Below are 12,470 nucleotides of genomic sequence, written 5' to 3'. Positions count from 1 at the left end.
TGCAGTTTTAAGGGCGGCTGCGCCACCCAACGGGGATAAATCCCCTCGCCACAGGATGGGGGGCCATCTCAAAAATGGGAGGGTATCAGGCCATCAGATGAAGATGGTTGTCCCAGAGCCCCGCCGGCAATTCCAGCGGCTTGGCCAGCAGTTGTTCCTGGCGGCAGTCGTAGTAACGGCAACGGCCCTGCCCCGAGGTCACGACAAAGCCATCCTTTACCGCACCGACGCCGGCGCAATCAGGCAAAGGCGCATCGAGGCGCAGTTCGCCGCTGTCCAGATCCCAGATAAAGAAGCGATTGCCGCGCGGTGCCGTCAACGCGACCAGACGCAGATCGCTGTGCACCGCGACGCTGGCGGTGTAGTGCCCCATCGCCTGCAACTGCTGCTCGGCCACCGGGAACGCCACGAACGCTTGTCCCGGTCGCTTGATCGCCAGCAGCTCCGAACGCTCGTGGGACGGCCCCATGAATTGCTGACCGGCGACGATGGTGCCGTCACTGGCGATGCCCAGGTGGCGGACGCTGTTCATCTGCTGGGCGAGGGTTTCCTTGCTCAGCAATGTGCCGTCGCGCTGCATCAGCACCAGGCTCGGTTCCATGGCGTTAAGGTTCATGTCGACGCGGCTTTCCGCCTCGGTGCGAATCCCGCCGTTGGCCACTACCAGCGTCTCGCCGTCGGGCATCCACGACACCTGATGCGGGCCGAGACCGTGAGTGGAAATCTCGCCCGTGTGCACCAGCCGTTCGCCTTCGAACTTGTACACACCGAGCAGGCCACGGCCGGGATCGCTCGTGTCATTCTCGGTGGCGTACAGGTATTCGCCGTCCTTGTGCACCACGGCGTGGCCGTAGAAGTGCCGGTCCGGCTGCGAGGTCACGGTCTGCAGCAGCTTGCCGTCGCGCAGGTCGATCAGGTAACTCTCGGTTCCCGGACGCCGCGCGACGAACAGCGCCAGCGGCTGCGTCGGATGATTGATGATGTCGTGGCAACGCTGGCCGACGTGGGTGGCGAACACCCGCGTACCGTCGAGCCGATAGCCGACGGCGTAATGCTTGCCGTCAGTATCGTCGCGCGCCGACAGCAGCAGCGGGCTCTGATCCTTGCGTTTGAACAGCGTCCAGCCGCCCAGCGTCACTGCTCCCAGCAGTGCACTACCTAAAGTCAGAACCTGACGTCGCAGCATGGCACTCGCCCTCATCAGTCACCGTCGTTGGCGTTGAAGCCCAGTTGGATGCCCAGCGCCTTGGCCAGCTCGCCTTCATGCAGGCGATGGACGACGTTGAGGCTGTCGTAGATATCGTTGAGTTGCTGGCGCCCGGCGTCGTCCTCGAGCATTTCGCCGAGCGAACGCTGGGTGCTGTCGAACAGCTTCAGCGAAGCGGCATAAGCGGCATCGATCTTGTCCGCCAAAGGTTTCTGCTCGGCCGGCAGCAGACCGCGCAGGCCTTTGTTGTCGACGCCTTCCCAGACGGTTTTGGCGGCGGCAAGGCTGGCTTCCAGCGCCGTCAGCGACGACTGGCTGCGCCACGCATCCGCCTGGAATGGCTGCGGCACGCCTTTGCTCTGCCGGCCCATGGGCGTGCCGAGTTTTTTCTTCAGGGTATCCAGTGCAGTCACTTGTACGCGCAGCAGATCGGCGATCGCTTCGTGGGAGTCGGCGTAGCGCTGGTTAGGGAACTTGCTCATCTGCGCGAGCATGCCGTCGGTGTTGTTCCAGCCCTGCAGGATTTCTTCGGCCAGTTGCTTCTGGCGTTCGCCGATGGCGATCAGCAGCGGGCAGTATTTGGCTTTCTGCGCATCGTTGGCGACGTCAGGCCTGGCGTCGAAGAGGATGTATTCGTAAGCCGACAGGCCCTGCACCACGACGCTGGATTTGGCCAGCGCTGCGGCATCGATCTGCGGCTGGGCGACGACCAGTTGCTCGACCTGACGGCCGACGAGATTTTTCTTGTCCGGCCAGAACTGCACTTGCCACGAGCGATTGCCCTCGGCCAGCGGCCCGATCAACAGCGGTTGCAACTCGGCCCAGGCTTTCTGCGCGTGAAGGAAGTCGGCACGGGCGGTTTCCAGGGTCTCTTTGCCCTGGCAGTAGGCGAGGGCGCTGACCGCCAGTTGCTTGTCGGCTTCGACCCAGCGAGTGTAGGTCGGCAGGATCACCGATTTGGCGATCGCCGCCGAAGTGACCGCTTGCGGGTCCTGCGGCGAGCAGGCGCCGAGGGCGAGCGCGGCAAGGCTGGTGAACAGTAACTTGGGACGGAACATGTCGGGCTCCCGATGCTTTTACAGTATTTAAAGTGAGTTCAGAAAAGCCAGCAACGCAGCGCGCTGCTCGGCATTGAAAGACAAAACCTGTTGCTGCGCCGCCGTCGCCTCGCCGCCATGCCAGAGCACCGCTTCGAGCAGGTTGCGTGCGCGACCGTCATGCAAAAACTGGGTGTGACCGCTGACCGCTTGCGTCAGACCGATCCCCCACAACGGCGGCGTGCGCCAGTCGCGGCCGGAGGCCTGAAATTCGGTGCGGTTGTCCGCCAGGCCTTCGCCCATGTCATGCAGCAGCAAGTCGCTGTATGGACGAATCACCTGATTGGCCAATTCCGGTTCGGCGGCATCGGCGGCCGTGGTGTATTTCGGCGTGTGGCACGACTGGCAACCGGCCTGGAAAAACAGATTCTTGCCGGCCAGCACCTGTGGATCGTTGACGCCACGGCGCGCCGGCACTGCGAGATTGCGGCTGTAGAACAGCACCAGCCGCAGAATGTTGTCGCTCACCTCCGGTTCACCGTCCGGGCCATTGCCGTTCGGCGCCTGTTTGCAGGCAGTCTGCGCCTCGGTGCAATCGTCGAACGGCCGCAGGCTGGTGGTCAGGCCCATGTCACCGGAGAACGCGTGAACATTCTGTTGATTGAGATTCGGTTGCCCGGCTTTCCAGCCGAACCGGCCGATGACGGTTTTCTGCAACTGGTCATCCCAGACCTGGTTGGGTCGGCCATTGATGCCGTTGTTCTCTTTCGCCTGGGCGGCGGCGTTGGCGAGGATCGCCTCTTCAGGGATCGCTTCGAGCAGGCCCAGACCAATCATCGGCGGCGCCACCCGCGCGGAAAAACGCGTGTCCGGGTGCATCGGCCCGTAACCGAGTTGAGTGATCTGCAAGGTCGGTTTGCGCAGCTCGACTTCAGTGCCGTCCTTGAAGCGTACCGGCACCGGCGTGTAATCCACCCGCACCTTGCCTTCCGGGGCAACGCCGGGCACGGCCATATCCTGGAACTGCCCGCCATACACCGGCTCCGGAACCACGCCGAGCTGTTCGATGACTTTGGCGTAGGGCGGCGCGTCGGGAATCGACAGGCGTACCAGCATCGACACTGCATTGCTTGCATCAGGTGCCGGCGGATGCCCGCGACCGTCCTTGATGTGGCAGTTCTGGCAGGCGTTGGTATTGAACAACGGGCCGAGGCCGTCGCGCGCCGTGGTGGTCGACGGCGCGATCACCCACGGGCTGCGAAAGAAACTGTTGCCGACACTGAAGTCCACGCGCCGCGAGGGCGGCAGGTTGGCCGATGGCAGGGAAAAGGCGTTCTGATCGCTCTTGCGCACAGTCGCCGCACCGCCCGAACGCGCTTCCCCCGGCTCGGCCTTGGTGAAACGCGGGGCGTCATCGCAGGCACTCAGGCCCAGGGCCAGCAACAGTGCGGACAAGCGAAGAGGCAGCGAGGGCATCAGACATCCTGCGGAAGGGCAAAAATGAAGGCGCAAAGTCTAACAGGGCGGAAGAGTTTGAATAAGAGGAATTATCGTTTGCTTGATATCGCGCAAGCCTTTAAGCGCATGCCAACACTGTGGGAGCGAGCCTGCTCGCGAAAGCGATGCCCGACGCGCTGAAAATGCTGCGCCGGATCAAGCCTTCGCGAGCAGGCTCGCTCCCACAGGGATAGTGGTGTGCCAATAATGAAAAAGGCGACCCGAAGGTCGCCTCTTTTTGACGCGGACGCTGCGATCAGAATTCGTGATCGGCGCTGTCCGGGTTCAGGTCGCTGATGCCCAGTTTGCCCGCAGCGGCTTCGATCGAGCCGGTCTGCTTGACCAGCGCGGCGATGGCGTCGCGAACGACCTGGTTGCCAGCGGTGTTGCCGGCAGCGATCAACTGGTCGTAGTGCTCACCCTTGTTGGCGTGATCGACCATGACCTGGATCTTCGCTTCGGTCGCGGCCAGGTCGGCTTTCAGCGCGGTGTCGGCAGCCGGATCGGCCTTGGCCACCAGCGACGACAGGCTGGCGCCGGTCATCTTGGTGCCGTCAACACGGGTGTACTCGCCCAGGTAAACGTTACGCACGCCTTTGGCGTCGTAGAAGTGCGAGTAGTGGGTGTTGTCGCTGAAGCAATCCTGCTCGTCTTCAGGGGAGTTGGCTTCCAGGGAAACCTTCATGCGCTCGCCCGCCAGTTCACCCAGGGACAGGCTGCCCATGCCGAAGAGCATTTTGCGCAGGCCGGTTTCGCCTGGCTCGGCTTCCAGGGTGGCGCGGTAGTTGTCGGCGACGTTCGGCTTCCAGTTGGCGACCATTTCTTCCAGATCGCTGACCAGCAGTTGGGTCACGGCTTTCAGGTAGGCGCGACGACGCTCGTTGTGACCACCGGTGGCGCCGGCGCCTTCCAGGTAGTCCGAAGCCGGACGGTTGCCAGCGCCAGGGCCGGTGCCGTTCAGATCCTGGCCCCAGAGCAGGAATTCGATCGCGTGGTAGCCGGTGGCGACGTTGGCTTCGGAACCGCCCAGCTCGTTGAGGCTGGCGAGTTTTTCCGGGGTGATCTCTTTCACGTCGACTTTGTCTTCGCCGACCTGCACTTCGGTGTTGGCAATGATATTGGCGCTGGCGCCCGGGTTACCCAGTGCGTGCTCGTAGGATTTGTCGACGTAGTCGATCAGGCCTTCGTCCAGCGGCCAGGCGTTAACCTGACCTTCCCAATCGTCAATGATGGTGTTGCCGAAGCGGAACACTTCGCTCTGCAGGTACGGCACGCGCGCGGCAACCCAGGCAGCCTTGGCGGCTTTCAGGGTGTCAGCATTCGGCTTGGCGAGGAACGCGTCGACCGCAGTTTGCAGGGTTTTCGCGGTGGATTCGGCATCGCTGTAAACGGCGAAGACCATGTCGGCGTAGTGCGCGACCACGGCCTTGGCGGCAGCATCGTCAACTTTACCGGCAGCAGGAGCCGGTGCAGCGGCAGGGGCTGGAGCAGCGCTGCTGGAAGCCGGAGTCATTTCGGAGGCTTTTTCTTTGTCCTTGCCTTCGCCGCAACCGGCGAGGGAAATAGCGATGGCCAGCAGACTGGCGGTAGCCAGAGGCATACGAATCATGGCGAACATCCTGCTTCGGTAGTTGAATGGACTGGCGCCGGGGGCGCGCAAAACTGCGACATAATGCAAATCTTTCGCATTATGTGTAAAGGCGTGCTTGGAAATATTTCTTATTTGCGCATGAAAATCAAAAGTCGCAGCCTCGTTTCACTCGTCAGCTCCTACAGGAGGAACGCATTTCAAATGTAGGAGCTGCCGAAGGCTGCGATCTTATAAAATAGCTGCGTTGCTGCGTTGCGCCTGCTTGAGGTAAATACCCAGCTCCCGCGCCGGCAGCGGTTTGCTGTAGTGGTAGCCCTGACCTTCGTGGCAACCCTCGGAAATGATGTAGGTTTCCTGCTCGGCGGTTTCCACGCCCTCGGCAATCACCTGCATGCCCAGGCTCTTGCCCAGCTGGATGATCGCGCGAACGATGGTCGCGTCATCGTCGTCATCGAGCAGATCCTGCACGAAGCTCTTGTCGATCTTGATCTTGTCCAGCGGCAGGCTTTTCAGATAACTGAGGGACGAGTAGCCGGTGCCGAAGTCGTCGATCGCGATCAGCGCACCGGAGCGGCGCAGGCTGAGCAGATGCTGGGCGGCGGTGGTGATGTCTTCCATCAGGCCGGTTTCGGTGACTTCCAGCTCCAGACTGCGCGGCGGCAGACGGTACATCTGCAACAGGTTGTTGACCACCCGCGGCAGCTCGGCGTGGTGCAGCTGCACGGTGGACAGATTGACCGCCATGCGCAGATCGACAAAACCCTGATCGTGCCACTCGCGCAATTGCTTGCAGGCCTGATCGAGCACCCACTCGCCGATGGCGATGATCGTGCCGTTCTGTTCCGCCAGCGGAATGAACAGGTCCGGCGGCACCAGCCCGTGTTCCGGATGTTGCCAGCGAATCAGCGCTTCGACGCCAACCACGCGGTGATCGCGATAACTGATCTGCGGCTGATAGACGAGGTAGAACTGGTCGCGGATCAGCGCATCGCGCAAATCTTTTTCCAGCTCGCGACGACGGCGCATCTCGCTGTCGACGCTGGCGATATAGAACTGATAGCGATTGCGCGAGCGGGTCTTGGCCAGGGTCATGGTCTGCTCGGCTTTCTGCAACAACTTCTCGGTGCTGTCGCCGTCCTCCGGAAACAGGGTGATGCCGATGGTCGCGCGCAGGCGGATTTCCTGATCGTCGAGGGCGAAGGGCGCCTCGAGGTCATCGAGAATGCTCTGCGCCAGTTCTGCTGCTTCATAAGGCTGTTCAATGTCGGCCTGCACCAGCGCGAACTGATCGCCGCCCAGGCGAGCGAGGGCGCCCAAGCGACCGCTGTGGGCACGTAGACGATCGGCCAGGGCCAGCAGCAATTGGTCGCCGGTCTGGTAGCTGAATTGCTCGTTGATGCCCTTGAAGTCATCCAGGCCGACGCACAACACCGCGACGCGGCGCTGCAGCTTGCCGGCATCCACCAGAATCTTGTCCAGTTGCTGCTGCAATTGCTGGCGGTTCGGCAGGCCGGTGAGGAAGTCGTACTGGGCCATGCGCAGCAGGCTGTTTTCCGCTTCGTGGCGCAGGTGGGTGTTGCGTTCGATGGACTCGAGCAACTGGTTGGCGGTGTTGATCCACAGGCCCAGCTCGTTTTTTTCGTGGCCCTTGATCTGCGGAATCTTGTGCTCGCTGGGACGATCCGGGTTGATCTCGGTGAGGTGCTCGATGATTCGTGACAGCGGTTTGGTCAGCAACCAGTGATAGACCAGATACAGCACCAGGCCCAACGCCAGTGCGCGCAGCACGCCGGAAATGAAAATGATCACTGAGCTGACGATAAACCCTTCGCCATAAGTGGCCGTGTCGAGGGTGATGCTCAGGTCGCCGTAATATTCGCTGTAGGGGCCACGGCCGACCAGTTGCGTGGTGAAGGTGCGTTCCTGGCCGAGAATCAGGTCGGTCAGCCAACGGCTATTGGAATGCTGCAGTTCGCGGGATTTCTGCGCCAGCATGGCTTCGTTGGGGTGGCCGATGGAGGCCTGACGCACGGCGTCGTCCTGGAACAGCCCTTCGATCACCTGCATGCCCATTTCCCGGTCCAGGCTGTACACGGCCTGGGTCGATGGATCGCGGAACATGTCGAGGATGCGCTCGGCGTCGCCGGCAACCGCCTGACGGGTCTTGTAGGCATCGAAGACAATCTGCGCGCAGCTCAAGACTACGCCTACGATCAATGCCGACAGGAGCACGACCCGGAGCAACTTCACCGACAAGCTGTTCTTGAGTTCCAGCTTCAAAGGGTTATTCCTTGTTCCGTGCGGGTAGCGTCAAGTTGCCATGAGTATTGGCAATCCCGGGTTGGCAGTCAAAGGGACAATCGGGCACGGGAAAAGTCGCCGTGATCCTGGCCGCAATGTCGCCATTTGAGTAATAGCTCTGAATTAACTGTGTCGGTTGCAATTGGCTTCAACTTGAGCACTGGGCCAAAGATTTTTTCCTGTCTGTGATGGTAGACCGCTGGGGGCTGGCGGCAAACGGCGCGAAGCTGCTTTTACCGTGCGAGAAACGCCATGCGCCGGGCATAAAAAAACCCGGCCGAAGCCGGGTTTTTCATCTGGCGCGCAGCTTAAGCGGTGAAGGTTTTGCCTTCGAACTGCTCGGCCACGAACTTCCAGTTGACCAGGTTCCAGAACGCTTCAACGTACTTCGGACGCAGGTTACGGTAGTCGATGTAGTAAGCGTGTTCCCAGACGTCGCAGGTCAGCAGCGGGGTGTCGCCGCTGGTCAGCGGGTTGCCGGCGCCGATGGTGCTGGCCAGGGCCAGGGAACCGTCAGCCTTTTTCACCAGCCAGCCCCAGCCGGAACCGAAGGTGCCGATCGAGGTTTTGCTGAATTCTTCCTTGAACTTGTCGAACGAACCGAACGCTGCGTTGATGGCATCTGCCAGGGCGCCGGTTGGTTGACCGCCGGCGTTTGGCGCCAGGCAGTTCCAGTAGAAGGTGTGGTTCCAGACCTGAGCGGCGTTGTTGAAGATGCCGCCCGAAGAAGTCTTGACGATTTCTTCCAGGGTCTTGCCTTCAAACTCGGTGCCTGGCACCAGGTTGTTCAGGTTCACGACGTAGGTGTTGTGGTGCTTGTCGTGGTGGAACTCCAGGGTTTCCTTGGAGATGTGCGGCTGCAGGGCATCGTGTGCGTAAGGCAGCGGCGGCAATTCGAAAGCCATGATGATTCTCCTAATCAGGTCTGTTGCGGTGAGCGCAAGGCCGATCACGGGCGGCCGGAAATGCACCGGCGAGTTTTTACTCTTTGCGGCGCAGGGTTCGGATCATAGCACCGGGGTCGCGCCTTAACCACGCAACAACTGTGTGGGATAGAGGTTCCAGAGCCTTTGCGAATAAATCATCCGGCGATGATCAACTGCGCGGCGACGGTGAACATCATTAACGCCACCACCAGATCGAGAATGCGCCACGTGCTCGGGCGGGCCAGCCACGGTGCCAGCCACGCCGCGCCGAGGGCCAGGGTGAAAAACCACAGCAACGATGCACTCGCCGCGCCGACCACATAAGCGCCCGGCACCGATTGCTGCGCGCCCAGCGAGCCGATCAGCAATACCGTATCGAGATAAACGTGGGGGTTGAGCAAGGTCACCGCCAGCGCGCTGAGCATCACTGCGCGCAGCGAACGCACGCTCTGGTTTTCGCCTTGCTCAAGGCTCTGTTTCGAGCAGGCCCGGCGCAGTGCCTGGCTGCCGTACCAGATCAGAAACGTCGCACCGCCCCAACGGGCGATCGCCAGCAGGGTCGGGTTCTGCGCGAGGATCGTCGCCAGGCCGAACACCCCGGCCGCGACCAGAATTGCGTCACACACCACGCACAATGCCGCCACCGGCAAATGGTGTTCACGGCGCAGGCTTTGCGCCAAGACGAAAGCGTTCTGCGTGCCGATCGCCATGATCAGGCCGAACGCCACCAACAGGCCGTTTACGTAGCTTTGCCACATGGGAGAGATCCTTGAAAGAGAGTGCTTGCTGGCTATTCTCCGGTGTGACGCTGTATAAGAAAAACCAATAGTGCTGATCGCCCATTAGGAAAACTGATGTTCGACTATAAGTTGCTTTCCGCGCTCGCCGCTGTGGTCGAGCAGGCCGGATTCGATCGCGCCGCACAGGTGCTCGGCCTGTCGCAGTCGGCGATCTCCCAGCGCATCAAATTGCTTGAAGCGCGGGTCGGCCAGCCGGTGCTGGTGCGCGAAACACCGCCATCGCCGACCGAGATCGGCCGACGCTTGCTCAACCATGTGCAGCAGGTGCGTCTGCTGGAGCGCGACTTGCAATCAGTGGTGCCGGCGCTGGACGAAGAAGGCCTGCCCGATCGCCTGCGCATCGCCCTCAACGCCGACAGCCTCGCCACTTGGTGGGCCGAGGCCGTCGGCGATTTCTGCGCCGAGCAGCATTTGTTGCTCGACCTGATCGTCGAAGACCAGACCGTTGGCCTCAAGCGCATGCGTGCCGGTGAAGTGGCCGCATGCCTGTGTGCCAGCGAGCGGCCGGTGGCGGGAGCCCGCAGCGTGTTGCTCGGCGCCATGCGCTATCGCGCCCTGGCCAGTCCGGCCTTCATCGCTCGGCATTTTCCCGATGGCGTGCGCGCCGAACAGCTGCCGCGCACCCCGGCGCTGGTGTTCGGTCCGGACGATTTCCTTCAGCATCGCTATCTGGCGCTGTTGGGCGTCGACGGCGCGTTTGAACATCACTTATGTCCGTCCTCCGAAGGCTTTATCCGCCTGACCGAAGCCGGTCTGGGTTGGGGGCTGGTGCCGGAACTGCAAGTGCGCGAGCAATTGCAACGCGGGGTGCTGCGCGAATTGCTGCCAGATAAACCGATCGACGTGCCGCTGTACTGGCATCATTGGCGCAATGGCGGCCAGTTGCTCAATCTACTGACCGAACAACTGCTGCGCTCCTCAAAGCAATGGCTAGTGGCTTGAACGCAGCAACAAGCGTCAAGCTGCAAGCGGCAAGAACACGTACCGTTTCAACTTGCAGCTGAAAGCTCGAAGCTTGCAGCTGCTTCCCTGGAGTTTTTGATGAAGATTTTGGTTACCGGCGCCAGTGGCTTTATTGGCGGGCGCTTTGCGCGTTTCGCCCTGGAGCAGGGCCTTGAAGTGCGGGTCAACGGTCGCCGGGCCGAGAGCGTCGAACATCTGGTGCGCCGGGGCGCGGAGTTCGTGCCGGGCGATCTGAGCGACGCCGATCTGGTGCGGGATCTGTGCAGCGATGTCGAGGCCGTGGTGCATTGCGCCGGTGCTGTCGGTGTGTGGGGGCGTTATCAGGACTTTCATCAGGGCAACGTCGAAGTCACCGAAAACGTCGTCGAAGCCTGCCTCAAGCAGCGGGTGCGGCGGCTGGTGCATCTGTCGTCGCCATCGATCTATTTCGATGGCCGCGACCATGTAGGCCTGACCGAAGAGCAAGTGCCCAAACGCTTCAAGCATCCCTACGCCGCGACCAAGTATCTGGCCGAGCAGAAAGTCTTCGGTGCCCAGGAATTCGGTCTGGAAACCATCGCCCTGCGCCCGCGTTTCGTCACCGGTGCCGGTGACATGAGCATCTTCCCGCGCCTGCTGAAGATGCAGCGCAAGGGCCGGCTGGCGATCATCGGCGACGGCTTGAACAAGGTCGATTTCACCAGCGTGCAGAACCTCAACGAAGCCATGCTCTGCAGCTTGTTGGCGCAAGGTTCTGCGCTGGGCAAGGCCTACAACATCAGCAACGGTACGCCGGTGCCGCTGTGGGACGTGGTCAATTACGTGATGCGCCGGATGGACGTCGATCAGGTGCGCAAATATCGCTCCTACGGTCTCGCGTACAGCGTCGCGGCGCTCAATGAAGGCGCGTGCATGCTCTGGCCGGGACGCCCGGAGCCGACCCTGTCGCGTCTGGGCATGCAGGTCATGAAAAAAAATTTCACCCTCGACATCAGCCGCGCCCGGCATTATCTCGACTACGATCCGAAAGTCAGCCTCTGGGCTGCCCTCGATGAGTTCTGTGCGTGGTGGAAAGCCCAGGACATCCGTTGAAACGATTCGGCCGGGCGGCAATGAACCGCCTTGCGGGTTGAGGGTCAATGCCTGCGGCTGCGGCGGTTATACTTCGCAGCATTTAGCCATCACCGCGTTTGCCAAAGGTTGCCTCAATGTCCATGCGAAACGATGCCCACGACGACGATTTCGATAACGTGCCAAGCCTGCGCGCCGACCCGTTCGATGACGATGACATCGCGCCCGGCCCCCGCACTTCCGTGCATTCGCGCAGCGCGCCAGTGGTCAAGGTCAAGGCCGCCAGCACCGGGCCGCTGTGGGCGCTGGTCGGTGCGTTGTTTTTCGCCTTCATCGGTCTGGCCTGGTGGAGCTTCCAGCAGATTTCGTTGATGGAACAGCAACTGGTCGCCACCCAGGAAAGCTTCGCCCGCATCAGCGAAGAAGCGGCGGGGCGCCTGCAGGATATTTCCGGCAAGGTTGTCGCCAGCCAGAGCAACGTCAGCAGCGACAGCGAAGCGCTGAAGCTGCAGATCAAGCAACTCGAAGGCAAGCTGCTTGACCAGAGCAAGCAGCAGCAAGGCGTGGCCGGGCAGGCCAGCGAACTGGACAAGCGGCTGGCGCAGATGACCGCGCAGACCACCGAACAACAGAACGCCAATACGCAGTTGCAGGCTCAGGTCAAAGCCTTGAGTGCCGAGCTGGCGACCATCAAAAGCACCCCCGCCGATACCAGCAAGGTCGATGCGCAGTTGAAAGCCTTCGACGCCCAGTTCAAAAGCCTCGGTGCCGATATCGCCGCGCTGAAGAAACAGGGCAACCCGAGCGCGGCGATCGATCGTCTGGAGCAGGACATCGTGGTGCTGAAAAGTCAGCAGGACAATCGCCCGGCAGCGCCGCAGGGTGGCGGCAATACCGCCGAGTTCGATGCGTTCCGCGCGCAGATGACCCGCAACCTCAACACCTTGCAGGCGCAGATCCAGAATCTCCAGCAGCAGATCAATTCCCGCCCGTAGCGACTGATCTGTTGCCCGGAGGGCTTTGTCCCCTCACCACAGGGGCCTGTAATCCCCTGCATCATTCTGAATACTCGTACATCAGCCCAAGCCGTCTACGCTC

Annotated in this window: 10 protein-coding genes; 3 read left to right on the top strand and 7 right to left on the bottom strand. The window is 61.5% G+C overall.

Annotated elements, in window-relative coordinates; all coding sequences use genetic code 11:
* Nucleotides 1-85: 85 nt before the first annotated feature.
* The 7 genes from AB9L16_RS20130 to AB9L16_RS20100 form a co-directional block, all read right to left on the bottom strand.
* A complete protein-coding gene (locus tag AB9L16_RS20130; RefSeq protein ID WP_056789981.1) occupies nucleotides 86-1,186 on the bottom strand; it encodes a DUF1513 domain-containing protein in 1,101 nt (366 codons plus the stop codon).
* Between the two features lie 14 nt (nucleotides 1,187-1,200).
* Nucleotides 1,201-2,265, bottom strand: coding sequence for an imelysin family protein (locus tag AB9L16_RS20125; RefSeq protein WP_375122604.1), 1,065 nt, complete (start codon nucleotides 2,263-2,265; stop codon nucleotides 1,201-1,203).
* A gap of 27 nt (nucleotides 2,266-2,292) precedes the next feature.
* Nucleotides 2,293-3,720: a di-heme oxidoredictase family protein gene (locus tag AB9L16_RS20120; protein ID WP_375122603.1), complete on the bottom strand. Its 1,428-nt coding sequence runs from the start codon at nucleotides 3,718-3,720 to the stop codon at nucleotides 2,293-2,295.
* A gap of 277 nt (nucleotides 3,721-3,997) precedes the next feature.
* A complete protein-coding gene (locus tag AB9L16_RS20115) occupies nucleotides 3,998-5,350 on the bottom strand; it encodes an imelysin family protein (protein ID WP_056789973.1) in 1,353 nt (450 codons plus the stop codon).
* 210 nt (nucleotides 5,351-5,560) lie between these two features.
* Nucleotides 5,561-7,612 carry a bifunctional diguanylate cyclase/phosphodiesterase gene (locus AB9L16_RS20110; RefSeq protein WP_016773430.1) on the bottom strand — a complete coding sequence of 684 codons (2,052 nt, stop codon included), beginning with the start codon at nucleotides 7,610-7,612 and terminating at the stop codon, nucleotides 5,561-5,563.
* Nucleotides 7,613-7,941: 329 nt separating this feature from the next.
* Nucleotides 7,942-8,538, bottom strand: a complete 597-nt coding sequence (locus AB9L16_RS20105; protein ID WP_016773431.1) for a superoxide dismutase — start codon at nucleotides 8,536-8,538, stop codon at nucleotides 7,942-7,944.
* A gap of 176 nt (nucleotides 8,539-8,714) precedes the next feature.
* Nucleotides 8,715-9,317 carry a LysE/ArgO family amino acid transporter gene (locus AB9L16_RS20100; RefSeq protein ID WP_150637403.1) on the bottom strand — a complete coding sequence of 201 codons (603 nt, stop codon included), beginning with the start codon at nucleotides 9,315-9,317 and terminating at the stop codon, nucleotides 8,715-8,717.
* Nucleotides 9,318-9,413: 96 nt separating this feature from the next.
* Here AB9L16_RS20100 and AB9L16_RS20095 point away from each other — a divergent pair, with 96 nt between their 5' ends.
* From AB9L16_RS20095 to AB9L16_RS20085, 3 genes are all read left to right on the top strand, one after another.
* A complete protein-coding gene (locus AB9L16_RS20095) occupies nucleotides 9,414-10,301 on the top strand; it encodes a LysR family transcriptional regulator ArgP (protein ID WP_076563989.1) in 888 nt (295 codons plus the stop codon).
* A 99-nt stretch (nucleotides 10,302-10,400) separates the two neighbouring features.
* Nucleotides 10,401-11,393, top strand: a complete 993-nt coding sequence (locus AB9L16_RS20090; protein ID WP_375122602.1) for an NAD-dependent epimerase/dehydratase family protein — start codon at nucleotides 10,401-10,403, stop codon at nucleotides 11,391-11,393.
* A 116-nt stretch (nucleotides 11,394-11,509) separates the two neighbouring features.
* Nucleotides 11,510-12,367, top strand: coding sequence for an ATPase (locus tag AB9L16_RS20085; protein ID WP_076563987.1), 858 nt, complete (start codon nucleotides 11,510-11,512; stop codon nucleotides 12,365-12,367).
* The last annotated feature ends 103 nt before the right edge of the window (nucleotides 12,368-12,470 follow it).

This window comes from Pseudomonas sp. LW8 (assembly GCF_041956865.1).
GTDB lineage: Bacteria > Pseudomonadota > Gammaproteobacteria > Pseudomonadales > Pseudomonadaceae > Aquipseudomonas > Aquipseudomonas siliginis.
The sequence above is the reverse complement of the archived record's forward strand: the minus strand, read 5'-3'. Positions and strand labels throughout refer to the sequence as shown.